The sequence below is a fragment of the Variovorax sp. GW823-FHT04B03 genome, from assembly GCF_058796495.1.
On sequence record NZ_JBXAIT010000004.1, the window covers coordinates 118896 to 141989 of the forward strand.

General features: G+C 69.6%; 18 protein-coding genes and 1 pseudogene. 11 read left to right on the forward strand and 8 right to left on the reverse strand.

All coding sequences use genetic code 11. The features are described from left to right. Nucleotides 1-170 precede the first annotated feature (170 nt). The 5 genes and pseudogenes from rpsO to AC1RAD_RS17940 all read right to left on the reverse strand — a co-directional run bounded on the left by rpsO (nt 171) and on the right by AC1RAD_RS17940 (nt 4817). Complete coding sequence (rpsO, locus tag AC1RAD_RS17920) at nt 171-437, reverse strand: 30S ribosomal protein S15 (protein ID WP_056579564.1); 267 nt, start codon at nt 435-437, stop codon at nt 171-173. Further along, nucleotides 434-1444, reverse strand: coding sequence for a DMT family transporter (locus tag AC1RAD_RS17925; protein WP_492736346.1), 1011 nt, complete (start codon nt 1442-1444; stop codon nt 434-436). The genes rpsO and AC1RAD_RS17925 overlap by 4 nt, the downstream gene beginning before the upstream one ends. A gap of 83 nt (nt 1445-1527) precedes the next feature. Next, nucleotides 1528-2322 (reverse strand): helix-turn-helix transcriptional regulator, encoded by a 795-nt coding sequence (locus AC1RAD_RS17930; RefSeq protein WP_487848383.1) that lies wholly within the window; start codon nt 2320-2322, stop codon nt 1528-1530. 11 nt (nt 2323-2333) lie between these two features. Continuing rightward, a pseudogene (locus AC1RAD_RS17935) lies at nt 2334-3503 on the reverse strand (pyridoxal phosphate-dependent aminotransferase); the annotation flags it as partial. A gap of 30 nt (nt 3504-3533) precedes the next feature. Next, on the reverse strand, nt 3534-4817 hold the full coding sequence (locus tag AC1RAD_RS17940; protein WP_492736348.1) for a branched-chain amino acid ABC transporter substrate-binding protein: 1284 nt from the start codon (nt 4815-4817) through the stop codon (nt 3534-3536). Between the two features lie 127 nt (nt 4818-4944). On the opposite strand from AC1RAD_RS17940, the gene AC1RAD_RS17945 reads away from it, so the two are divergent. Continuing rightward, nucleotides 4945-5316, forward strand: a complete 372-nt coding sequence (locus AC1RAD_RS17945; protein ID WP_070063120.1) for an Hsp20/alpha crystallin family protein — start codon at nt 4945-4947, stop codon at nt 5314-5316. 190 nt (nt 5317-5506) lie between these two features. Next, complete coding sequence (locus tag AC1RAD_RS17950) at nt 5507-6265, forward strand: alpha/beta hydrolase (protein ID WP_095949087.1); 759 nt, start codon at nt 5507-5509, stop codon at nt 6263-6265. On the opposite strand, the gene tsaD is transcribed toward AC1RAD_RS17950, so the two are convergent. Next, nucleotides 6201-7262 (reverse strand): tRNA (adenosine(37)-N6)-threonylcarbamoyltransferase complex transferase subunit TsaD, encoded by a 1062-nt coding sequence (tsaD, locus tag AC1RAD_RS17955; protein WP_492736350.1) that lies wholly within the window; start codon nt 7260-7262, stop codon nt 6201-6203. The genes AC1RAD_RS17950 and tsaD overlap by 65 nt on opposite strands. A gap of 100 nt (nt 7263-7362) precedes the next feature. Here tsaD and AC1RAD_RS17960 point away from each other — a divergent pair, with 100 nt between their 5' ends. The 4 genes from AC1RAD_RS17960 (at nt 7363) to AC1RAD_RS17975 (ending at nt 11937) form a co-directional block, all read left to right on the forward strand. Next, a complete protein-coding gene (locus AC1RAD_RS17960; protein WP_062475447.1) occupies nt 7363-8628 on the forward strand; it encodes a nitrate regulatory protein in 1266 nt (421 codons plus the stop codon). Nucleotides 8629-8946: 318 nt separating this feature from the next. Next, on the forward strand, nt 8947-10194 hold the full coding sequence (locus AC1RAD_RS17965) for a CmpA/NrtA family ABC transporter substrate-binding protein (protein ID WP_062475451.1): 1248 nt from the start codon (nt 8947-8949) through the stop codon (nt 10192-10194). 13 nt (nt 10195-10207) lie between these two features. Beyond that, nucleotides 10208-11131 (forward strand): nitrate ABC transporter permease, encoded by a 924-nt coding sequence (gene ntrB / locus AC1RAD_RS17970; RefSeq protein ID WP_492736352.1) that lies wholly within the window; start codon nt 10208-10210, stop codon nt 11129-11131. Next, nucleotides 11128-11937 carry an ABC transporter ATP-binding protein gene (locus AC1RAD_RS17975; RefSeq protein WP_492727739.1) on the forward strand — a complete coding sequence of 270 codons (810 nt, stop codon included), beginning with the start codon at nt 11128-11130 and terminating at the stop codon, nt 11935-11937. The genes ntrB and AC1RAD_RS17975 overlap by 4 nt, the downstream gene beginning before the upstream one ends. A 25-nt stretch (nt 11938-11962) precedes the next feature. Here AC1RAD_RS17975 and AC1RAD_RS17980 read toward each other — a convergent pair whose 3' ends face one another. Beyond that, nucleotides 11963-13246 (reverse strand): type IV pili methyl-accepting chemotaxis transducer N-terminal domain-containing protein, encoded by a 1284-nt coding sequence (locus AC1RAD_RS17980; RefSeq protein ID WP_492736354.1) that lies wholly within the window; start codon nt 13244-13246, stop codon nt 11963-11965. Nucleotides 13247-13506: 260 nt separating this feature from the next. Here AC1RAD_RS17980 and AC1RAD_RS17985 point away from each other — a divergent pair, with 260 nt between their 5' ends. Continuing rightward, nucleotides 13507-14772 carry an MFS transporter gene (locus AC1RAD_RS17985; RefSeq protein WP_062475477.1) on the forward strand — a complete coding sequence of 422 codons (1266 nt, stop codon included), beginning with the start codon at nt 13507-13509 and terminating at the stop codon, nt 14770-14772. Between the two features lie 20 nt (nt 14773-14792). On the opposite strand, the gene AC1RAD_RS17990 is transcribed toward AC1RAD_RS17985, so the two are convergent. Beyond that, nucleotides 14793-16511 carry a bifunctional protein-serine/threonine kinase/phosphatase gene (locus AC1RAD_RS17990; RefSeq protein WP_492736356.1) on the reverse strand — a complete coding sequence of 573 codons (1719 nt, stop codon included), beginning with the start codon at nt 16509-16511 and terminating at the stop codon, nt 14793-14795. A gap of 64 nt (nt 16512-16575) precedes the next feature. Here AC1RAD_RS17990 and nirB point away from each other — a divergent pair, with 64 nt between their 5' ends. The 4 genes from nirB to AC1RAD_RS18010 are packed head-to-tail and all read left to right on the forward strand — an operon-like array spanning nt 16576 to nt 23055. After that, nucleotides 16576-19008: a nitrite reductase large subunit NirB gene (gene nirB / locus AC1RAD_RS17995; protein ID WP_492736358.1), complete on the forward strand. Its 2433-nt coding sequence runs from the start codon at nt 16576-16578 to the stop codon at nt 19006-19008. Between the two features lie 13 nt (nt 19009-19021). Then, nucleotides 19022-19810 carry a type IV pili methyl-accepting chemotaxis transducer N-terminal domain-containing protein gene (locus tag AC1RAD_RS18000; protein WP_070063129.1) on the forward strand — a complete coding sequence of 263 codons (789 nt, stop codon included), beginning with the start codon at nt 19022-19024 and terminating at the stop codon, nt 19808-19810. A 34-nt stretch (nt 19811-19844) separates the two neighbouring features. Continuing rightward, entirely contained in the window at nt 19845-20249 is a 405-nt protein-coding gene (gene nirD / locus AC1RAD_RS18005; RefSeq protein WP_062475470.1) for a nitrite reductase small subunit NirD, read from the forward strand. A 7-nt stretch (nt 20250-20256) separates the two neighbouring features. Next, nucleotides 20257-23055, forward strand: a complete 2799-nt coding sequence (locus AC1RAD_RS18010) for a nitrate reductase (protein ID WP_492736360.1) — start codon at nt 20257-20259, stop codon at nt 23053-23055. The last annotated feature ends 39 nt before the right edge of the window (nt 23056-23094 follow it).

Here is a 23094-nt window from a genome sequence, read left to right on the forward strand (position 1 = left end):
TTCGCAAGGGGCGGAGGCTGCTCAGAACACGATGCCATTCCAGCGAAGCTCGGGGCGAACTTCATTGGAATGACACAGCTTCGCTCTGTTGGGCACTCCGAAAGTGGATCGCGAAGTAAAAAACGCCTGAGCTAGCGGACTAACCCAGGCGTTTTTTCATGCGATTCGAATTACTTGCGCAGACCCAGCTTGGCGATCAGCGCGGTGTAACGCTCGGCGTCCTTGGACTTGAGGTAGTCGAGCAGCTTGCGACGGCGGCTGACCATGCGCAGCAGGCCGCGACGACCGTGGTGGTCCTTGGCGTGCGTCTTGAAGTGGGGGGTCAGCTCGTTGATACGGGCGGTCAGCAGTGCGACTTGCACTTCGGGGCTGCCGGTGTCGTTGGCTGCACGGGCGTTGTCCTTGACAACTTCGGCCTTGATGGAGGCTGCGATCATGTTGAATTTCCTTGTTCCGGGATGTTTGACTTGCGGTGAGCACTGGAACTGCCCTCACCGTGCGCCTTGCGGCATGCAAAGCTTTGGGAGTATACATCGGCCGGCTTGACCACTCCCTCTCGCCGCCTTCCGTCAAGCGAAACCAGCCCCACCGCCCCCAGCACGCAGGCGGCGCCGGCGACCTGGGCCCACCCCACCGCCTCCCCCAGCCACCACGCCGCCAGGACCAGCGCCGACACCGGCATCAGCGCCGTGAACAGCGCCGCCTCGGCACCGCGCAGCCGGGCGGCGCCCGCGTACCAGAGCAGGAAACCCGCCACCGTCGGCACCAGCGCGTAGTAGGCCACCCCGGCCAGCGCCTCGGCCGGCACCGGCCGAAGCCAGGCGCGCTCCAGCAGCGCGGGGATCACGGACAGCAGCAGCCCCAGCGCCACCATCGCGGTCGATTGCACGAGAGGCGCCAACGGCACGCGCAGCCGCTTGTTGAGCAGGATGAACAGCGACTCGAGCGCCACCGCCCCCAGCACCAGCAGGTTGCCGAGCAGCGCGGTCGACGTGCGCTCGCCACCTCCGTCGCCCGGACGCAGCGTGATCGCCAGCACGCCCAGGCTCGCGAGCACGATCCCGCCGATCAGATAACGCCCCGGCCGCTCGCGCAGCGCCAGCACAGCCACCAGCGCGGCCATCGCCGGCAGCGTGCCGGTCACCACGCCCGCGTCGGCGGCCGGCGCCCAGCGCACGCCCAGGATCAGCAGCACCGTGTAGCCGACGCTGCCCGCCGCCGCCTGGCACAGCAGCAGCACGGCGTCGTGGCGATCGGGGCGCGGCCAGCGCACGCGCATGAACCCCATCAGCGCCACGAACACGGGCAGCGCCAGCGCAAAGCGCAGCGCGGTCGCCGTGAACGGCGGCAAGCCGCTCGCGATGAGCTTGCTCGCGACCACCGTGCTGCCGACCGTGACCATCGCGAGCGCGCACAGCCACATTCCCTTGCTTCGTTCCGACATCCTGATCGCCTTCCGTTTTGCAGAAAGCGCGAGCGTCTCCCGCCAGGGGCACGGCGGTCTTGAACGAAATTGCAGGAATCGAGCTAGCGCGCCGCCGCATACGCCCCGGGCGTGAAGCCCAGGAAGCGCACGAAGACCCGCGTCATGTGGCTCTGGTCAGAGAAGCCCGCGCCGGCCGCGGCATCGGCCAGCGCCCTGCCCTGCGCGATCAGCCGGCGGGCGCGCGACAACCGGCATTGCTGCAGCCAGGCATGCGGCGGCAGCCCGAAGGCGGCCGCGAAGCCGCGCAGCAGCTGGTAGCGGCTCAGGCCGGCCTCGCGTGCCAGTTCGGCGAGCGTGGGCGCGTGGAGGCAATCGTCGGCGATGCGTGCACGCGCACGCTCCATCGCTGCCGGCGCCACGCGCCGTGGCGATTCAGGAGCCCGCGCGCCGGGGGCATCGCGCAGCAGTTGCAGCACGCCCTGCTCCAGCGCCAGCGCGTCGTCGCCTTCGACGACGGCCACGAACAGCCGGTCGAAGCCCTGCCGCAGTGCCGGATCGCTCAGCACCGGCCGCGTCAGCTCGAACCCCGGGGGCACACCGTCCGACAGCAGCGCAGGCGCCAGATGCAACATGCGCCAGGCCCGTGCCTCACCGCGCATCGCGACGCCGTCGTGCACCTCGCCCGGATTCACCGTGATGACATCGCCGCGCACCGCCTCGACCGCACCGCGCCCGCTGGCCGAGCGCTGCCCGCCGCGGTCCATCACGCCGATGCCGAACACGTCGTGCATGTGGCGCGGAAAGCTGCGACTCGATTCGGCCGCGATCGCCTGCAGTCCCGGCAGCGCCGAGCCGCGGATACGCACGGCATCGACGGGCGCAGACCTCGACGCCATGCCGGAAAGCCTCAGCGCGCCTGCTTGGCCAGCCAGCCGCGCAGCCGCTCGACGCCCTGCACCAGCCGCTGCGGATCTTTCGATGCGAAGCACCAGCGCAGCCAGCCCTGCGCCTCGGGCGCGAAGGCGTTGCCCGGCGCGAGCCCCAGGCCCGCTTCGGCGACCAGGCGCTTGGCGAGCTCGAGCGAATCGCCAAAGCCTTCGAGCCGGAAGAAGGCGTACATGCCGCCCTTGGCCGGCGCCACCTGCACGCCCGGCACGGCCGCCAGCAGCGGCACCAGCGTGTCGCGGCACTGCTTCAGGTGCGCGACCACGCGCGGCGTGATGTCCGCCGTGTGCTCCAGCGCCGCGATGGCGGCGCGCTGCGTGAACACGCTGGCGCACGAGGTGTTGAACTCGATCAGCTTGCCGATGCCGTCGACCATCGCCGGCGGCAGCACCAGCCAGCCGAGGCGCCAGCCGGTCATGAGGAAGCTCTTCGAGAAGCTGTGCGTGACGACGAGGCGGTCGTCCGGCGTCGAGATGTCGAGGAAGCTCGGCGCGCAGCCGTTCGGCGTGGGCTCGAAGTACAGGCGCTCGTACACCTCGTCGGCCAGGATCCAGGTGCCGGTTTCGCGGCAATGGTCGAGCACGGCCTGCTGCTCGTCGCGCGTCATCGTCCAGCCGGTGGGGTTGTTCGGTGCATTGACGATCAGAAGCTTCGTCTTCGGCGTGACCGCCTCGCGCAACGCGGGCAGGTCGAGCGTCCACTGCCCGTTCACCGGCACCAGCGACACGGTGCGCACCTGCGCGCCCATGATCGCCGGCTGTGCCGTGAGGTTGGGCCACACAGGCGTGACCGCGACCACGTCGTCGCCCGCGTCGACCAGCGCCTGCACCGCGAGCATTAGCGCGCTCACGCCGCCCGAGGTGACGGCGATGCGCGAGGCGTCGACCGTCGGGTGCAGGCGGCTGGTGTAGCGCGCGATGGCTTCGCGCAGCTCGGGCAGGCCGAGGTTGTGCGCGTAGAAGGTTTCGCCGCGCTGCAGCGACTCGATGGCCGCCTGGCGGATCACCTCGGGAGTGACCTCGTCGCTCTCGCCGAACCAGAAGGCGAGCACGTCGTCGCGGCCCATGCCGGCATTCGCGACTTCGCGGATCTTCGAGGCTTCGAGGTGGTGGATGGCTTCACGCATGTCTGGGGGTTCCTGTGCTGTCGGGTGTCGTCTGCCTCAAGGGCGCTTCATCTTGCAGGACGTGGGCTGCTCGGCGCGCTCGGGCGCAATCGTCTTGATCACGCGAAAGCCGTAGCCCGAGCCCTCGACGTCGAACTGCACGCCGGGCTTGCCCTGCTTGTCCATCACGCCGACCACGAGCTGCTGCTGGAACTGGTGGTCGGCCGCGCGCATGCGGCCGCGCTGGCCGTACAGGCTCACGTCGGCCTGCTCCAGCGCGCGCGCCAGCGGCACGGCCTCGGTGCTGCCCGCGCGTTCCAGCGCCTGCGCGAGCGACTCGACCAGAAGCTGCATGCGCATGTGCACGTAGTCGTCGGCCGGGCGCGGAAAGCGCGTGCGGAAGGCGCGGTAGAAGGCTTCGGACTGCGGCGTCTGCACGTTCGGCAGCCAGTCGGCCACGGCGACCACGCGGCCGATGCCCGCGTCGCCGATGGCGGCCGGCGCGCCCAGCGCATTGCCGTAGAAGGTGTAGAAGCTGCCGTTGAAGCCGGCTTCGCGCGCGGCCTTCACGAGCAGCGTGAGGTCGTTGCCCCAGTTGCCGGTGACCACCGCCTGCGCGCCGCTGGCGAGGATCTTGGTGGCGTAGGGCGCGAAGTCCTTCACCTTGCCCATCGGGTGCAGCTCGTCGCCGACGATCTCCACGTCGGGGCGCTGCGCGCCGAGCTGGCGGCGCGATTCGCGCAGCACGGCCTGGCCGAAGCTGTAGTCCTGCCCGATCAGGTAGACGCGCTTGAGCGCCGCGTCGTCCTTGACCACGTCCATCAGCGCGGCCACGCGCATGTCGGCATGGGCGTCGAAGCGGAAGTGCCAGAAGCTGCAGCGCTCGTTGGTCAGCACCGGATCGACGGCCGAGTAGTTCAGGAAGATCGCGCGGCGCGACGGGTCGCGCTCGTTGTTCTTGTCGATGGCATCGATCAGCGCCGCGGCCGTCACCGACGAGTTGCCCTGCAGCACGATGCGGGTGCCGTCGTCCATGGCCGCGCGCAGCGCCGACAGCGCTTCTTCGTTCTGGCCCTTGCTGTCGTAGCGGTCCAGTTGCAGCGGCCGCGCGCCGCCCGGCAGCTTCACGCCGCCGCGCGCGTTCACGCGCTCCACGGCCCACTGCAGGTTGCGGAACACGGCCTCGCCGGTGTTGGCAAACGGGCCACTCATGCTCTCGATCAGCGCCAGCCGGATGGGGGCGGGTTGCGGGGCCTGGGCCAGGCCGGCGAACGGGGTCGCGCATAGCGCCGCCGCTGCGAATTTCAAGGCCTGGCGGCGCCAAATAAAGGGGGTTTTCATTGTCTTGAAACGCGTGCCGATGCGCCTAGATGAGGTGTCAAGCGGCACTCACGATGGAAAGGCCGCGCAGTGTAAGGGACACACATTCCATGTCCCCATTGTGTTCATTCACCCAGGAGTTTTCGCCATGTTCTTCACCCCCACCCACCGCAGCGCGCATTTCGCTCCCCGTGCCCACGACCGCGCTTTCGAGCGCTTCGTGAACGAGGCTTTCTCCGGCGCCCGCCGCTCGCCCCTGGTCGAGCAGGACGACAAGAGCTGGACCCTGTCGCTGGACGTGCCCGGCCTGTCGCGTGAAGACCTGTCGGTGGCCATCGAAGGCGCCGTGGTCCGCATCGAAAGCAAGGCCGAAGCCAAGCGCCAGATCAAGCTCGCCTACGAGCTGCCGCAAGCCATCGACCTGGCCACCAGCGAAGCCAAGCTGGAGAACGGCGTGCTGACCCTGAAGCTCGGCAAGCTGGTGCCGGCAAGCCAGGTTTCGCACTTGCAGATCAACTAGTCCCGGCGATGCCCCCACGAAGAAAATGTTAGTGACAGCTTGTTTTGACTTTAAACAAGCGCCGTATTCACAATAGTGCCGGATAACGTCACATGATGTGACGATTTATTAGTACTTTCTTCTTCGTGGGCATCTCGTAAACGCATCGAGTTCCCGGGCGGTGCGGACAGCGGGTGTGCCTCAAGGCACCATGAAAACGCACCTGCAGTCAGCCAATGACAACGAACGGTCCGACACGCTCCTGATCTTCCTGCCAGGGGCCTACCTCAAACCCGAAGAGTTCGAGCGCGAGGGTTTCATCAGCGCCGTGCGCGAACGCCACCTCGCAGCCGATGCGCTGCTGGTCGATGCGGACGTCTCCTACTACTACGACCAGACCCTCAGCGAGCGGCTGCATGCCGACGTCATCGAGCCCCAGCGGGCCAAGGGCTACACCTCGATCTGGCTGGTCGGCATTTCCATCGGCGGGTTCGGCGCACTGATCCACGAACTGGCACGCCCGGGCTCGGTGGACGGCATCGTGGCGCTGGCGCCCTACCTGGGGCGCCGCGTGCTCGGTGCGGAAATCAAGAAGGCCGGCGGCCTGCGCGCCTGGCAGGCGCCCACCGGGCCGCAGCCCGACGAGGAACCCGACCGCAAGCTCTGGCCCTTCTTCCAGCAGTACCTGGCGCCGAAGCCTTCCCAGGACCTGCCGCCGCTGTACCTGGGTTTCGGCCTGGCCGACCGCTTTGCCAGCAACCACAAGCTGCTGGCCGACGCCCTGCCCCCGGGGCGCGTGTTCACCACCGAAGGCGGCCACGACTGGCCCGAGTGGCGCCAGCTGTGGCGCAACGTGCTCGACGTGCTGCCGCTGCCCTCGCTGGGGCGTGCACGGCCGCAGCCGGCTACACGGTTTCCGGCAGCGGCGTCTCGGGCGTCATCAGCGATGCCATCGGCCATCGCGGCTTGACGTCGAAGGCATAGCGCTCCGAGGCCTGCGACAGGCCTGATTGCAGCCGCATCGCCGCCGCCATGGCGATCATGGCGCCGTTGTCGGTGCACAGGTGCAGCTCGGGGTAGTGCACGCGCACCTTGCGCTTCGCGCAGGCCGCGTTCAGTTGCTCGCGCAGGTTCTTGTTGGCCCCCACGCCACCCGCCACCACCAGCCGCTTCAGGCCGGTCTGGTCCAGCGCCGCGAGCGACTTCTTCAGCAGCACCTCGACGATGGCCGCCTGCGTGGACGCCGCCAGGTCGGCCTTGCGCGCCTCGAGCTGGTCGCCGAGCTTCTTGGCCTGCGTGAGCACGGCCGTCTTCAGTCCGGCAAACGAAAAGTCGAGATCGCCGCTGTGCAGCAGCGGGCGCGGCAGCTTGAAGGCCGCGGCGTCGCCCTCTTCGGCCAGCTTCGCCAGCCAGGGGCCGCCGGGGTACGGCAGGCCCATGAGCTTGGCGCTCTTGTCGAAGGCCTCGCCCGCCGCGTCGTCGATGGTCTCGCCGAGCAGTTCGTAGCGGCCCACGCCGTCGACCCGCATCAGCTGCGTGTGACCACCCGACACCAGCAGCGCCACGAACGGAAATTCGGGCGGATCGGCGCTCAGGAACGGCGACAGCAGATGCCCTTCGAGGTGATGCACCCCCAGCACCGGCTTGCCCAGCGCCACGCCGAGCGCGCAGGCCACGCCGGCGCCCACGAGCAGCGCACCGGCCAGGCCCGGGCCGCGCGTGTAGGCCACCACGTCGATCTCGGCCAGCGAGCGCCCGGCCTCGGCCATGACGGCTTCGGTGAGCGGCAGCACGCGACGGATGTGGTCGCGGCTGGCCAGCTCGGGCACCACGCCGCCGTAGGCCTGGTGCATGGCGATCTGGCTGTGCAGCGCGTGCGAACGCAGCAGCGGCAGCGCGTCGCCGTGCGACTCGACCAGCGCCACGCCGGTCTCGTCGCAGGATGATTCGATTCCCAACAAGAGCATGGCGCCGAGTGTAGGGGCCGCCCGCCGGCGGCGCCGGCGAAGGGGCAAGCGAGGCACGGAAGTTGCACGAGCGGAAGGCGCCCCTTCCGCGCCCCCACGAATGACTTCCGGCCTGAGCTTCCTGATCGCCGCGCGCCGATGCGAGATCGACGCGCTGGACCAGCTCGCGCGCACCAGCGAGCTGGTCGGCGCCATCGGGCGGCTCGTGCATGCGCTGCAGCGCGAGCGCGGCATGTCGAACGTGTTCCTGGCCTCGCACGGCGGGCGCTTTGCCGACCAGCGCGGCCCGCAGATCGCTGAATGCCTGGCGCTCGAGCAGCAGGTGCGCGCCGGCTTCGACCGGCTCGAGGCCGAGCACCACCGCGCGGTGGGCGCCGGCCACGGCGCGCGCCTGTTCAGCCGCATCGCCTGGGTGCTGCCCGGCCTGGACGCCCTGCCCGCGCTGCGCCGGCGCATCGACGCGCTCGAACTCCAGCCCGCGCAGGCCGTGGCCGCCTTCGCCAAGCTCGTGGCCGGCCTGCTGGCGGTGGTGTTCGAGGCGGCCGATGGCGCCACCGACCCCGAGATCTCGCGCCTGCTGGTGGCGATGTTCAACTTCATGCAGGGCAAGGAGTTCGCCGGCCAGGAGCGGGCCTTCGGCGCCGCCGCGCTCGCGCTGGGCCGTGGCGACGACGCGCAGCGCCAGCAGTGGCGCCACCTCATCGAGTCGCAGGAGCGCTGCTTCCAGGTGTTCATCGATTTCTCGGGCGACGCGGTGCGCACGCTCTGGCACGACAGCCAGTCGGACGCCGTGCTGGCCGAGCTCGAGCGCCTGCGCCGCAAGGGCGCCACCTCGGTGCCGGCCGACGCGCTGCTGAGCCAGGCCTGGTTCGACTGCTGCACGCGGCGCATCGACGCCATGCAAACGGTCGAGAACCGCCTCTCGGCCGACCTGCGCGCGCTGTGCGACCACAAGACCGCCCAGGCGCGCAGCGAGCTGGCGGCCTACCGGCAGCTGCTCGGCACGCTGGCCCCGCAGGCCGGCGGCGCGCTGTTCTTCGACGATGCCCAACAGGCGCAGGACGCCACGCCCGCGCAACTCGGGCGCCACCTCGAACGCTCGGTGCTCGACATGGTCCAGGAGCAGTCGCAGCGCCTGCAGGCCATGAGCGACGAGCTCGACACCGTGCGCGCCTCGCTCAACGAACGCAAGATCGTCGAGCGCGCCAAGGGCCTGCTGATGGCGCACCGGCGCCTGAGCGAGGCCGAGGCGCACAAGATGCTGCGCCAGACCGCCATGAACCAGAAGCGCCGCCTCGTCGACGTGGCCGAGTCGATGCTGGCCATGGCCGACTACCTGCCGCTCGAGCCTGCACCGCGGCGCTGAGCCGGGCCGCTTGGATTGGTGCAGCGCACAACAGTTGTGCGTCGCCCGGGTTAGCGAGCCAGCAGGAACTTTCCCCTGCGCCGGCGCGCCCTGCCAGCTATCTTTTCCATAGCTCCCACCGGTGGTTGCGGGCTGGCACACCGCTTGCATGGAGCTTGTCACAGACCGCAAGGTCTTCAGGCAGGTTGCACCCAACGGCGGGTGCGGCCCACCGAACCGGACAAAGGCGTCCCCATCCCGCAAGGGCTCGTTCACGAGCAGCCCCTGCGCGGTGCGGACGCCTTTTCGTTTTTGTCTTTCACTTCTGGAGCCCCGCCCATGTCCGATCTGCTGCTGAAAACCAAACTGAGCCGGCGCCGCGTGCTGCAGGCCGCCGCCCTCGGCGCCGTGGGCATCGACCCGGCGCTGCGCGCCGCCGTCTGGGCCCAGGGCTCGGACAAGCCCGAGAAGGAAGAAGTGAAGATCGGCTTCATCCCGCTGACCGATTGCGCCAGCGTGGTGATGGCCTCGGTGCTGGGCATCGACAAGAAGTACGGCGTGAAGATCGTGCCGAGCAAGGAAGCCAGCTGGGCCGGCGTGCGCGACAAGCTCGTGAACGGCGACCTCGACATGGCGCACGTGCTCTACGGCCTCGTGTACGGCATGCACCTGGGCGTGAGCGGCCCGAAGAAGGACATGGCCGTGCTCATGACCCTCAACAACAACGGCCAGGCCATCACGCTGTCCAAGAAGCTGGCCGACAAGGGCGCGGTCGATGCCGCCTCGCTCGCCAAGCTCATCGCCAAGGAAAAGGGCGAGTACACCTTCGCCCACACCTTCCCCACCGGCACCCACGCCATGTGGCTCTACTACTGGCTCGCCTCGGCCGGCATCGACCCGTTCAAGGACGTGAAGAACATCACCGTGCCGCCCCCGCAGATGGTGGCCAACATGCGCGTGGGCAACATGGACGGCTACTGCGTGGGCGAGCCCTGGGGCCAGCGCGCGATCATGGACGGCATCGGCTTCACCGGCATCACCACCCAGGACATCTGGAAGGACCACCCCGAGAAGGTGCTGGGCTGCACCGCGGAGTTCACGAAGAAGTACCCGAACACCGCGCGCGCCGTCACGGCCGCGATCCTCGAGGCCGGCAAGTGGATCGACACCGGCCTGCAGAACAAGAACAAGATGGCCGAAACCATTGCTGACAAGAGCTACGTCAACACCAGCGTGGACGCGATCAACCAGCGCATCCTGGGCCGCTACACCAACGGCCTGGGCAAGAGCTGGGACGACCCCAACCACATGAAGTTCTACAACGGCGGCGCCGTGAACTTCCCGTACCTGTCGGACGGCATGTGGTTCCTCACGCAGCACAAGCGCTGGGGCCTCTTGAAGGAGCACCCCGACTACCTGAAGGTGGCCACCGAGATCAACCGCATCGACATCTACAAGCAGGCCGCCGCCGCCACGCAGACGCCCGTGCCCAAGGACGTGCTGCGCACCAGCAAGCTCTTCGACGGCACCGTCTGGGACGGCAAGGACCCGAAGAAGTACGCCGAGTCTTTCAAGCTCCATGTCTGAGGAGAAACGCACCATGGTCAGCGCTGTCTTCCATTCCCCGCTCGACGCCGTGGCCTCGCAGGTCGCCGCGCCCGTCGTGTCCAGGCCCCTGGCACCCGCCCCCGCTGTGGCCGTTGCGGCGGCGGCACCCGTGCCCCGCACCCGCGCGCCCCTCGATCTGCGCGCCTTCTGGATGCGCGTGCTCCCGCCGTTCCTGGGCTTCGGCCTGCTGGTGCTGGTGTGGGAGATCGTGGCCATGAAAAGCACCACCGGCTTCCCTTCGCCGCTGGCCACCTGGCAGCAGGCGCTCACGGTGTTCAGCGATCCGTTCTACAGCAAGGGGCCGAACGACCAGGGCGTGGGCTGGAACGTGCTGTCGTCGCTGCAGCGCGTGGCGCTGGGCTTCGGCCTGGCGGCGGCGGTCGGCATTCCGGCCGGCTTCGCCATCGGGCGCTTCGAATTCCTCTCGCGCATGTTCAACCCGCTCATCAGCCTGCTGCGCCCGGTGTCGCCGCTCGCGTGGCTGCCCATCGGCCTGCTGGTGTTCAAGGGCGCCAACCCGGCCGCGATCTGGACCATCTTCATCTGCTCGATCTGGCCGATGGTCATCAACACCGCCGTGGGCGTGCAGCGCGTGCCCAGCGACTACATGAACGTGGCCAAGGTGCTCAACCTCAGCGAATGGAAGATCCTCACCAAGATCCTCTTTCCCGCCGTGCTGCCCTACATGCTCACGGGCGTGCGCCTGGCCGTGGGCACCGCGTGGCTGGTGATCGTCGCGGCCGAGATGCTCACGGGCGGCGTGGGCATCGGCTTCTGGGTGTGGGACGAGTGGAACAACCTCAACGTCGCCAACATCATCATCGCGATCTTCGTGATCGGCATCGTCGGCCTGGTGCTGGAGTTCGCACTCATCAAGCTCGCCACGGCATTCACGTTCGAAGAGGTGAAGTCATGAACGACGACAGCAAGTACATCGAGATCCACAACGTCGAACAGGCGTTCAAGACCCCCAAGGGCCGCTTCGTCGCGCTGCGCGACGTGAACCTGAACGTGGCCAAGGGCGAGTTCGTCACGCTCATCGGGCATTCGGGCTGCGGCAAGTCGACGCTGCTGAACCTCATTGCCGGGCTGACCACGCCCACGCAGGGCGTGCTGCTGTGCGCCAACAAAGAGATCAAGGGCCCGGGGCCCGAGCGCGCCGTGGTGTTCCAGAACCACTCGCTGCTGCCCTGGCTCACCTGCTTCGAGAACGTGTACCTCGCGGTCGAGCGCGTGTTCGCGGCCACCGAGAACAAGGCGCAGCTGCGCGAGCGCACCGACGCAGCGCTCGCGCTGGTGGGCCTCACGCCCGCAGCGCAAAAGCGCCCCGGCGAAATCTCCGGCGGCATGAAGCAGCGCGTGGGCATCGCCCGGGCGCTGTCGATGGAGCCCAAGGTGCTGCTGATGGACGAGCCCTTCGGCGCGCTCGACGCCCTCACCCGCGCCAAGCTGCAGGACGAGCTGCTGGCCATCGTGCAGAAGACGCACAGCACCGTGGTCATGGTCACCCACGACGTCGACGAGGCCGTGCTGCTCAGCGACCGCATCGTGATGCTCACCAACGGCCCGGCCGCCACCATCGGCGACGTGCTGGCAGTGGACATCGCGCGCCCGCGCAACCGCGTCGCGCTGGCCGAAGACCCGGCCTATGTGCATGCGCGCAAGGCGGTGATCGATTTCCTCTACACGCGCCAGGCGCATGTGGAGAAGGCTGCGGCCTGACCCAGGAGGTGCCGCACAACCGGCGTCAGGACATGATGACCTGCAGGCTGTGCTCGTACCACCCCGTGAGACGCTCGAAGGTGTCCACGAGCGCCTCGCTGGAACGCACCAGCGTGGCGCGCCCCTCGGCGCTGTCGAGCGCCTGCACGCCGCCGACGAGGCGCAGCCACTCGTCGCGCGCGCTCGCCAGCCCGGCGCGGATCTCGGGCGAACTGAGCGGCGCGCGCTCCAGCTCCAGCAGCGCGGCTTCGAATTCGTTCATGGTCGGCAGCAGCCGTTCGCGCGAGGCGCCAGCCGCGAGCGTCGAGGCCAGCAAGGCGTCCTTGGCCAGCCGCTGTGCGCGCATGCGCTGCCGTCCGCAGATGTTGACGATGCGCAGCGCGCGCCGCGCACCCGAGGCCTCCAGCGCATCCGTCAGCGACTCGGCCGCCGACAGCAAGGCCTCGCCGCGCGCATCGATCGCAGCCAGCCCCTGCGACGCGGGCTTGGCCACCAGCAGCGCGGCCAGCGCGAGCCACGCGGCCTGCACCTCGCCGAGCGCCTGCACGCCGGCCGGGCCCAGCTCGAGGGCCGTCAGATGATCCAGCGTCTGCTGCACGCGTTCGGTCGACTGCGTGCGCAGAACGCGCGCGCGCTGCGCGTCGATGCCGGCCGCGAGCTGCGCCGCCACGCGCACCAGCCGCTGCGAGAGCATGCGCAGCTGGCCCGCGCGGTTGATCGCCTCGGCCCACTGCGCGGCCTCGATGACCGAGCGCGACACCTCGCCCAGCCGCAGGTTGGCGTGCATCGCGGCGCCCCGCAGCAGGCCGAAGGCCTCGTCCTCGCCGATGCCGCGCGCGGACATCAGCAGGCCCTTGGCGCGGTCGACCCACTTGCGCTCGTCCATGCGCGTGCGCAGGGCGTCGAGTTCGGTGCGCAGCGCGGCCTCGCGGGTCCAACGGGCCTGCGCCTGCGCGGTCAGTGCGGCGAGCGCATCGGCGCCATCGATGGGTACCCACCCGTGCACGCCCGCGGCCACGAGCGCCGCATGCTGGGCGCCGTCCAGCGGCGCGCTCATCACGCCCAGGGCGCACGGCGGTGCGCCGCCCCAGGGCGCCAGCGCATCGAGCAGCGCGTCGAGCTGCGGCTCTGTTGCATCCAGATGCACCAGGACCATCGACGGTGCAAGCGCCTGCGTGCGCTGCACCAGCGTGTGGCAGCCCGCGCGCCCGAGCACCGCGACGCCCGCGGCATCGATCGACTGCTGCAGCGACGCCGGCAAGGGCTCGCCTTCAGCGGGTTCAGGGGAAAGGACGACGAGAAGGGACATGGCGGCAAGGTGTGGCAAGGCCCGGGAAGCATAGGCCACGCCAGCCTGCATTCGCAGGCACGCCTCTTGCATCGAAGGGGGCACGGTGTAACGAAGCACCGCTTTGGTGAGGCTGCAGGTTCCTGCATCCAACCCGGCCCTCCTCAGGCCGGGCTCACCCCCATGCCGACGGCATTCGCCGCCGGCCTCCCGACTCCACCCCTGTCCGTCGACACGACCGCTGCCCGGTCGCGCCGCGGCTTTTTGCACCTTTGAACACCATGTCCGGTTTCAGGAATTTCTTGCAGTCAGGCCACAGTCCGACCCTGTTCGCGGCCTTCCTGTACTTCTCGTTCTCCTGCTGCATCTGGGTGCTCAACGGCGCCATGGCGCCCTTCATCGGCGAGACCTTCAACCTCTCGCCCGCACAGAAGGGCCTGATGCTGTCGGTGCCGATCATCGCGGGCGCGCTCATGCGCTTTCCGCTGGGCCTGCTGTCGCAGTACATCGGCCGCAAGAAGGCCACGCTGGTCGAGATGGGCCTCATCGCCGTGGCGATGCTGTTCGGCTTCTTCTTCGTGAAGAGCTTCAACGACCTGCTCGCCATGGGCGTGCTGCTGGGCATCGCGGGTGCGAGCTTCGGCGTGGCGCTGTCGCTGGGCTCGGGCTGGTTCCCGCCGCAGCACAAGGGCCTGGCCATGGGCCTGGTGGGCGCGGGCAACGTGGGCACGGCCGTGTCGGTGCTGGTGGCGCCGCCGCTGGCCAACTGGCTCGGCTGGCAGGCGGTGTACGGCGTGGCCGCCGTCGCGATCCTCATCCCGATGGTCGTGATGGTGTTCTTCGCCAAGGAGCCGCCGGACGTGGACCCGCACGGCAGCTTCCGCGCCCACATCGCCTGCCTGTTCGAGAAAGACGGCTGGGTCTTCAGCCTGATCTACGGCGTGACCTTCGGCGGCTTCATCGGCCTCACGACCTTCCTGCCCTCGTACTACTACGACCAGTTCGGCGTGAGCAAGGTGCAGGCCGGCCAGCTGACGATGCTCGCGGCCTTCATGGGCGCGGCGGTGCGCATCGTGGGCGGCTGGCTGTCCGACCGCTGGGGCGGCGTGAACACGCTCACGGTGGTGCTGCTGGTGGTGGCCGTGGGCCTCGTGCTGGTGGGCTTCTCGTCGGGCTCGCTGGCGCTCACCACGCTGCTGCTCATCGTGTGCTTCGCGGCGCTGGGCGCGGGCAACGGCGCGCTGTTCCAGCTGGTGCCGCTGCGCTGGCCCACGAGCACGGCGGTGGCCGGCTCGATGATCGGCGAGATCGGCGCCCTCGGCGGCGGCCTGGTGCCCAACGCCATGGGCCTGTCGAAGCAATACCTGGGCAGCTATGCCTGGGGCTTCGTGTTCTTCGGTGCGCTGTCGCTCGCGATGCTGGGCGTGATGCGCGTGATGCAGATCCGCTGGACGCGCACCTGGGCCGAAAAAGGCGGACGCGCGCGCGTCACGCCGGCCCCTGCGGTTGCCAAGCCCTCGCCCGTTCGCAAGGCCGCCCGTTCATGAGCCTCTTCACCCGCCCCCGCTCAACGTGGCAGGAAGAGAAGCCACACGATGAGCAGCACGTTGAACAGCACCGACACGCCGAGCGCGAGCTGGTACAGCGCGAGCGGGTCGCGGCGGATCAGCGGCGTGGCGGCGGGCGCGTTCACGGGGCGCGAGGCGCCGCGCTCCAACGCGAGCAGCATCTCCTCGGCGGTCTCGAAGCGTTCGCGCGGGTCGCGGGCCACGGCCTTGCGCACGAGGTGGTCGAGCCACACGGGCACGTCGGGCCGCAGGCGCGAGAGCGCGACCGGATCGCGCCGGTAGCGCGCCACCTGGTAGGGCTCGATCTCGCCGTAGGGCAGGTGCCCGCCGAGCCACTGGTAGAGCGTGGCGCCGAGCGCGAACAGGTCGCTGCCCGCATCGGCCACGCCGCCTTCCTCCCATTGCTCAGGGTTGATGTAGCTCGGCGTGCCCGCATGCAGCTCGCGCTGCGCCGCGCCTTCGCGGCCCGAGATCGCCACGCCCAGGTCGAGGATGCGCCAGCGCCCGTCGTCGCCCCGGTGCAGGTTGCCGGGCTTGATGTCGCGGTGGACCACGCCGTGGCGGTGCAGCCGCCCGAGCGCACGGCTCACCTCGATGGCCGCGGCGACCACCTCGGCCACGGCGCCGCGCGTGCCGTCCTTGCGCATCTGCTCGAGCGTGCGCCCGCCATGCCAGTCGAACACGATGTACAGCGCGCTGGCGTCCGGCGCGCGCTCGTGCACGCGCACGAAGCCGCCGCCCTGCCCCACGCGCTGCCCCAGCCAGGCCTCGTGCGCCAGCATCGCGCGCTCCTGCGGGTCGCCGGCGCGCGAGGGGTGCAGGGTCTTGAGCGCGACCAGTTCGCGCGTGACCGGATGGCGCGCCTGGTAGAGCAGGTGCACGCCGGTGTCGGCCACCAGGCCGGTGACGACGTAGCCGTCGAGCACGTCGCCCACCTTGAGCCACGGCGGCGGCGCCAGGCGGCGGCCGTCGCCGAGTTCGTCGTCGAGCTGGCGCGCATCGAGCCCCACCACGCGGATCACCAGCGCGGTCGCGTTGTCGCGCGTGCCGGCGTCGAGCGCCGCCTGCACCAGCGCTTCGCTTGCTGCCTCGGCGTCGCCCTGCAGCGCGAGCGCGGCCACCTGCTGCGGCTTGAGCACGGCGTGCACGCCGTCGGTGCTGAGCACGAAGCAGTCGCCCACGCGCACGTCGCCCTGCAAGTAGTCGACGCGCACCTGGTCGTCCAGGCCGATGGCGCGCGTGAGCCGGCTGCGCATGTCGGGGTGGTCGAAGGCGTGGTCCTGCGTGAGCAGCTGCGCGGGCTCGCCGTCGGCGCGCACGCGCCAGGCGCGCGTGTCGCCCACGTGGGCCAGCGTGTAGCTCTGGCCGTGCAGCACCAGCGCGGTGAGCGTGGTGAGCGCCGTGCCCGCGCCCTCCTGTTTGCCCTGGCGCCGGCGGTTGTGATCGGCCAGCCAGCCGTTCTGCGCGCCGATCAAACGGTCGAGCGCGGCGGTCGGCTCCCAGGTCGCGGGCGTGGCGAAGTAGTCGGCCAGCAGGCCCATCACCGTGGTCTGCGCCGCTTCGCGGCCGCGTCCGCCGCTCGAGACCCCATCGGCAATGGCCGCGATGAGCCCGCGTGCCTCGTCGCCGGCCGGCGCATGCACCGTGCCGGCGAAGTCTTCGTTCGCGTCGCGCGGCCCGCGCTGGCTGCTGTAGCCGATGTCCACTTCAAAGCTCATGGCGCGATTCTGACCGCGCGCCGCGGGTCGTCGTTCGGTTGATTTCCCTGAAAGGTCCCGCCCCATGAAGAAAATGAAACTCGTGATGGTCGGCAACGGCATGGCCGGCGTGCGCACGCTCGAAGAGCTGCTGAAGATCGCACCCGACCTGTACGACATCACCGTCTTCGGCGCCGAGCCGCACCCGAACTACAACCGCATCCTGCTGTCGCCCGTGCTCGCGGGCGAGCAGACGGTGGACGAGATCGTGCTCAACAGCTGGGAGTGGTACTCGGACAACCACATCACGCTGCACGCCGGCAAGAAGGTGGTCGAGGTCGACCGCGTGAACCGCATCGTGCGTGCGGAAGACGGCACCGAAGCGCCCTACGACCGCCTGCTGATGTGCACCGGTTCCAACCCCTTCATGCTGCCCGTTCCCGGCAAGGACCTGAAGGGCGTGATCGCCTACCGCGACATCGCCGACACCGACTACATGATCGAGACCGCGCGCACGCACAAGAACGCGGTGGTCATCGGCGGCGGCCTGCTGGGCCTCGAAGCGGCCAACGGCCTGATGCGGCGCGGCATGACCGTGACGGTGGTGCACGTGATGCCCTGGCTCATGGAGCGCCAACTGGACGACGTGGCGGGCAAGCTGCTGCAGAAGTCGCTCGAAGACCGCGGCCTGAAGTTCCTCATGGGCGCGCAGACGCAGGACCTCGTGGGCGGTGACGACGGCCGCGTGAAGGCGATCCGCTTCAAGGACGGCACCGAAGTCGCGGCCGACCTCGTGGTGATGGCCGTGGGCATCCGCCCCAATGTCGAGCTGGCCGAGAAGATGCGCCTGCACTGCAACCGCGGCATCGTGGTCACCGACACGATGCAGACCGTGACCGACGCACGCATCTACTCGGTGGGCGAATGCGCGGCGCATCGCGGCATCGCCTACGGCCTGGTGGCGCCGCTGTTCGAGCAGGCCAAGGTGGCGGCCAACCACCTGGCGCAGTTCGGCATCGGCCGCTACCTCGGTTCGCTCACGTCCACCAAGCTCAAGGTGACGGGCATCGACCTGTTCAGCGCCGGCGAGTTCATGGGCGGCGAAGGCACCGAAGAGATCGTCATGAGCGACCCCTTCGGCGGCGTCTACAAGAAACTGGTGCTCAAGGACGACAAGCTGATCGGCGCCTGCCTGTACGGCGACACGGTGGACGGCAGCTGGTACTTCAAGCTGCTGCGCGACGGCCGCAGCGTGCACGACATCCGCGACAAGCTGATGTTCGGCGAATCGAACATCGGCGACACCGGTCACGAGGGCCACAGCAAGGCCGCGAGCATGCCCGACGACGCCGAGGTGTGCGGCTGCAACGGCGTGAACAAGGGCACCATCTGCAAGGCCATCAAGGAGAAGGGCCTGTTCACGCTCGACGAGGTGAAGAAGCACACCAAGGCCAGCGCCAGCTGCGGCTCGTGCACCGGGCTGGTCGAGCAGATTTTGATGTTCACGGCCGGCGGCGACTACTCGGCCACGCCGAAGAAGAAGGCGATCTGCGGCTGCACCGACATGAGCCACCAGGACGTGCGCGACGCGATCCGCAAGGAGCACTGGCTCACGCACGACGCGGTCTACCGCGGCATGGGCTGGCGCACGCCCAATGGCTGCGCCACCTGCCGCCCAGCCGTCAACTACTACCTCATCAGCACCTGGCCCAAAGAGGCCAAGGACGATCCGCAGAGCCGCTTCATCAACGAGCGCAGCCACGCCAACATCCAGAAGGACGGCACCTACTCCGTCATTCCGCGCATGTGGGGCGGCCACACCACGCCCGACGAACTGCGCCGCATTGCCGACGCGGCCGACAAGTACAAGATCCCGACCGTCAAGGTCACGGGCGGCCAGCGCATCGACCTGCTGGGCGTGAAGAAGGAAGACCTGGAAGGCGTGTGGAAGGACATCGGCATGCCCAGCGGCTTTGCGTACGCCAAGTCGCTGCGCACGGTGAAGACCTGCGTGGGCAGCGAGTGGTGCCGCTTCGGCACGCAGGACTCCACGCAGATGGGCAAGGACCTGGAGCGCGCGCTGTGGGCCATGTACTCGCCGCACAAGGTCAAGCTGGCCGTGTCGGGCTGCCCGCGCAACTGCGCCGAGGCCGGCATCAAGGACGTGGGCGTGATCGGCGTTGATTCTGGCTGGGAGCTCTACGTGGGCGGCAACGGCGGCATCAAGACCGAGGTGGCGCAGTTCCTCGTGAAGGTGAAGACCGCCGGGGAAGTGATGGAACACGCCGGCGCCTTCCTGCAGCTGTACCGCGAGGAAGGCTGGTACCTGGAGCGCACGGTGCACTACATCGGCCGCGTCGGGCTGGACTACGTGAAGAAGAAGGTCCTCGAAGACGCCGAGGGCCGCAAGGCGCTGTGGGAGCGGCTGCAGTTCGCGCTCGACGGCGAGCCCGACCCGTGGTTCGAATCGGCGCAGGCCTCGGTGGACGTGCGGCAGTTTGCGCCGCTGAGCGTGTGATCGGAGCGACCGCTTGAAACGACGACTCTTCATCGCTTCTTCCGCCCTCGCCGCACTCGCCCCGGTGGGTGCCCGTGCGCAGGTGGCCGACCTCAACGACGCCATCAACAAGGCCGGCCGCCAGCGCATGCTGTCGCAGCGCGCGAGCAAGGCCTACCTGGCGCTGGTGCAGAAGGTGGAACCGCGCAGCGCGCAGCAGGTGCTCGACCGCTCGGTGGCGCTGTTCGAGCGCCAGCTCGGCGAGCTCAAGGCCTTTGCGCCGACGCCAACGCTGCGCGCCACCTACGACGGCCTGGACGGTGCCTGGCGCGCGTTCCGCACCGAGCTGGCCGACGCGGCGCCCGGCCGTGAAGCCGCCGCGCGGGTGGTGGCGCTCGACGCTGCCGTGCTCGCGCTGGCCCACCAGGGCACGGCGCAGTACGAGGCGGCCTCGGGCAAGCCGGTCGGGCGGCTGGTCAACATCGCGGGGCGCCAGCGCATGCTGTCGCAGCGCATGGCCAAGTGCTACCTGGCCGCGGCCATGCAGATCGACCCGGCCGGCAGCACCGCCGAGATCGCCAAGGCACGCACCGAATTCCTGGCCGCGCTCGAGCTGCTGCGCAACGCGCCCGAGGCCACCGCGCAGATCCGCCAGGAGCTGGTGCTGGCCGATGCGCAATGGATGTTCTTCAACCGCGGCCTGCAGCGCCTGGACGGTGCGGGCGCCTCGCCCGCGTTGATGTCCGACGTGTTCGTGAGCAGCGAGAACCTGCTCGCGATCATGGACCGCGTGACCGGCCTGTACGCCGAGATCAAGACCTGACCCGCGCCCGAACACAAGACAAGAGAGCCCCACCATGAGCGATTGGAAAGCCATCTGCCGCCTCGACGACATCCCCGTGCTCGGCGCCCGCCGCGTGATGCGGCCCGCTGGCCTGGACGTGGCCGTGTTCCGCAATGCCGAGGACCAGGTCTTTGCGCTGCTCGACCGCTGCCCGCACAAGGGCGGCCCGCTGAGCCAGGGCATCGTGTTCGGCACCAGCGTGGCCTGCCCGCTGCACAACTGGGCCATCGGCCTGGACGACGGCTGCGCCCGCTCGCCCGACGAAGGCTGCACGCCGAAGTTCGCGGTGAAGCTCGAAGACGGCGTGGTGCACCTGGACGCCGGCGAGCTGGCCACGCACGCGCTCGACCTGGAGCGCCCGGTCGCCGGGCCGCAGCGCCTGGCCGCCGTGACGGTCCTGTCCCCGGAAGAAGGTTGAGGCCCGCATGACCCAGGAGACGCGCTCCACCTGCCCGTACTGCGGCGTCGGCTGCGGCGTCATCATCGAATCGCAGGGCGACCAGATCACCGGCGTGCGCGGCGACCCCGACCACCCGGCCAACTTCGGGCGCCTGTGCACCAAGGGCTCGACCTTGCACCTCACGGCCAGCGCGACCGTCACGCGCCAGACGCGGCTGCTGCAGCCCCTGCAGCGCCTCGCGCGCAAGGAGGCGCCCGCGCCCGTGACGTGGGACCACGCGCTCGACCTCGCCGCCGGCAAGTTCGCGCAGGTGGTGCGCGACCACGGCCCCGACGCGGTCGGCTTCTACGTGTCGGGCCAGCTGCTCACCGAGGACTACTACGTCTTCAACAAGCTCGCCAAGGGCCTGGTCGGCACCAACAACATCGACACCAACTCGCGCCTGTGCATGAGCAGCGCGGTGGCCGGCTACAAGCAGACGCTGGGCGCCGACGCGCCGCCGGCCTGCTACGACGACCTGAAGCACGCCGAGTGCCTGTTCATCGTGGGCAGCAACACGGCGTGGGCGCACCCCATCCTGTTTCGCCGCATCGAGGATGCGAAGGCCGCGAACCCGGCGCTGAAGATCGTCGTGGCCGACCCGCGCCGCACCGACACGGTCGAGATCGCCGACCTGTTCCTGCCGATCCAGCCCGGCACCGACGTCATGCTGTTCCACGGCATGCTGCACCTGATGCTGTGGGAAGGCTGGACCGACACCGCCTACATCGCGGCCCGCACCAACGGCTTCGACGCGCTCAAGGCCACGGTGCGCGACTGCACGCCCGACACCGTGGCGCAGGTGTGCGGCATTCCGAAGGACGACCTGCTCGCGGCGGCGCGGATGTTCGCCACCTCGCCCGCCACGCTGAGCCTGTACTGCCAGGGCCTGAACCAGTCGTCCAGCGGCACGGCGAAGAACGCCGCGCTCATCAACCTGCACCTGGCCACGGGCCAGATCGGCAAGCCCGGCGCGGGCCCGTTCTCGCTCACGGGCCAGCCCAATGCGATGGGCGGGCGCGAGGTGGGCGGCCTGGCCAACCTGCTGAGCGCGCACCGCGACCTGGCCAACCCCGAGCACCGCGCCGAAGTGGCCGCGCTGTGGGGCGTGCCCTCGGTGCCCGACAAGCCCGGCAAGACGGCCGTCGAGATGTTCCAGGCCGCAGCCGACGGCGAGATCCGCGCGCTGTGGATCGCCTGCACCAACCCCGCGCAATCGATGCCCGACCAGGCCACGGTGCGCCGCGCGCTCGAACGCGCCGAGTTCGTCGTGGTGCAGGAAGCCTTCGCCACCACCGCCACCTGCGCCTTCGCCGACCTGCTGCTGCCCGCCACCACCTGGGGCGAGAAGGAAGGCACCGTGACCAACAGCGAGCGCCGCATCTCGCGCGTGCGCCCGGCCGTGCCCGCACCGGGCCAGGCGCGCAACGACTGGTCGATCGGCGTGGCCTTCGCGCGCCGGCTCGAACAGCAGTTGGGCCGCAGCTTCACGCTGTTCCCGTACGAGAGCGCCGAATCGGTCTGGAACGAGCACCGCGAATCCACGCGCGGGCGCGACCTCGACATCACCGGCCTGAGCTACGCGATGCTCGAGAACGACGGCCCGCAGCAATGGCCGCTGAAGGAAGGCGAGCGCACCGGCCGCGTGCGCCTGTACGAAGACGGCGTGTTCCCCACGCCCGACGGCCGCGCGCGCTTTGTCGACACGCCCTACAAGCCCGTGGCCGAAGCGCGCGAGGCGCGCTTTCCCTTCTCGCTGAACACCGGCCGGCTGCGCGACCAGTGGCACGGCATGAGCCGCACCGGCACGGTCGGCAAGCTGTTCGGCCACGTGGCCGAGCCCGTGGTGCAGATGAACGCGCAGGACATGGCGCGCCGCCAGATCGCCGAGGGCGACCTGGTGCACCTCACGTCCAAGCGCGGCTCGATCCTGCTGCCGGCGCGCGCCAGCGCCGAGATCGGCCTGAGCCAGGCCTTCGTCGCCATGCACTGGGGCGAGGAGTACCTGAGCGGCTGCTCGTCGACCGGCGTGCGGCTCGCGGGCATCAACGCGCTCACCACGCCGGCCTACTGCCCCACCTCGAAGCAGCCCGAGCTCAAGCACACGCCCGTGAAGATTCTCAAGGCCGAGCTGCCGTGGTCGCTGCTGACCATGGCCTGGCTGCCCGCCGGCGACGCGCTCACGGCGCAGCGCGCACTGCAGCCGCTGATGGCGCTGTTCCCCTTCGCCACCTGCGTGCCATTCGCGAGCAACGCGCAGGGCGAAGAGCGCAGTGGCGTGCTGTTTCGCGCCGCCGCGCACGACGCGCCCGACGCCGCGCTGGTCGAAAAAATCGAAGCCCTGCTGGGCCTGCAGACCGCCGACACCCTGCGCTATGCCGACCACCGCCGCGGCCAGCGCCGCGCCGCGCGGCTGGTGCGCCGTGCCGACGGCAGCGCCGGGCTCGAAGCCTTTTTGCTGGGCGGCGACACCAGCGCCGAGGCCTGGATCGCCACCCTGCTGCGCGAGGAGCTGCCGGCCCAGAGCTATGGTCGCCTGCTGCTGTCGCCGGGCGCCCGCGCGCCGGTGGCCGTGCAGTCGCGCGGCAAGCCGGTGTGCGCCTGCTTCAACGTGACCGACCGCGCCATCGAGGCCGAGCTGGTGCGCTGCACCGGCAGCGCCGACGAGCGGCTGGCGGCGCTGCAGGGGGCGCTGAAATGCGGCACGAACTGCGGCTCGTGCGTGCCGGAGCTCAAGCGCATGGTGCGGGCCACTCCGGCCGAAGCACTGGCCGTGGGGGCATAAGCCGACTCACATTCCGGCATAAGCGTTGCGGGACAATCC

Bases quoted from the DNA above. Each gene is read 5' to 3' on its own strand.
- AC1RAD_RS17945 (WP_070063120.1), top strand. From the start codon at position 4,945: ATGTTCTTCACCCCCACCCACCGCAGCGCGCATTTCGCTCCCCGTGCC.
- AC1RAD_RS17950 (WP_095949087.1), top strand. From the start codon at position 5,507: ATGAAAACGCACCTGCAGTCAGCCAATGACAACGAACGGTCCGACACG.
- AC1RAD_RS17965 (WP_062475451.1), top strand. From the start codon at position 8,947: ATGTCCGATCTGCTGCTGAAAACCAAACTGAGCCGGCGCCGCGTGCTG.
- AC1RAD_RS17960 (WP_062475447.1), top strand. From the start codon at position 7,363: ATGACTTCCGGCCTGAGCTTCCTGATCGCCGCGCGCCGATGCGAGATC.
- AC1RAD_RS17930 (WP_487848383.1), bottom strand. From the start codon at position 2,322: ATGGCGTCGAGGTCTGCGCCCGTCGATGCCGTGCGTATCCGCGGCTCG.
- AC1RAD_RS17980 (WP_492736354.1), bottom strand. From the start codon at position 13,246: ATGTCCCTTCTCGTCGTCCTTTCCCCTGAACCCGCTGAAGGCGAGCCC.
- AC1RAD_RS17985 (WP_062475477.1), top strand. From the start codon at position 13,507: ATGTCCGGTTTCAGGAATTTCTTGCAGTCAGGCCACAGTCCGACCCTG.
- AC1RAD_RS18010 (WP_492736360.1), top strand. From the start codon at position 20,257: ATGACCCAGGAGACGCGCTCCACCTGCCCGTACTGCGGCGTCGGCTGC.
- nirD (WP_062475470.1), top strand. From the start codon at position 19,845: ATGAGCGATTGGAAAGCCATCTGCCGCCTCGACGACATCCCCGTGCTC.
- AC1RAD_RS17975 (WP_492727739.1), top strand. From the start codon at position 11,128: ATGAACGACGACAGCAAGTACATCGAGATCCACAACGTCGAACAGGCG.
- AC1RAD_RS17925 (WP_492736346.1), bottom strand. From the start codon at position 1,444: ATGTCGGAACGAAGCAAGGGAATGTGGCTGTGCGCGCTCGCGATGGTC.
- AC1RAD_RS17990 (WP_492736356.1), bottom strand. From the start codon at position 16,511: ATGAGCTTTGAAGTGGACATCGGCTACAGCAGCCAGCGCGGGCCGCGC.
- ntrB (WP_492736352.1), top strand. From the start codon at position 10,208: ATGGTCAGCGCTGTCTTCCATTCCCCGCTCGACGCCGTGGCCTCGCAG.
- AC1RAD_RS17940 (WP_492736348.1), bottom strand. From the start codon at position 4,817: ATGAAAACCCCCTTTATTTGGCGCCGCCAGGCCTTGAAATTCGCAGCG.
- rpsO (WP_056579564.1), bottom strand. From the start codon at position 437: ATGATCGCAGCCTCCATCAAGGCCGAAGTTGTCAAGGACAACGCCCGT.
- tsaD (WP_492736350.1), bottom strand. From the start codon at position 7,262: ATGCTCTTGTTGGGAATCGAATCATCCTGCGACGAGACCGGCGTGGCG.
- nirB (WP_492736358.1), top strand. From the start codon at position 16,576: ATGAAGAAAATGAAACTCGTGATGGTCGGCAACGGCATGGCCGGCGTG.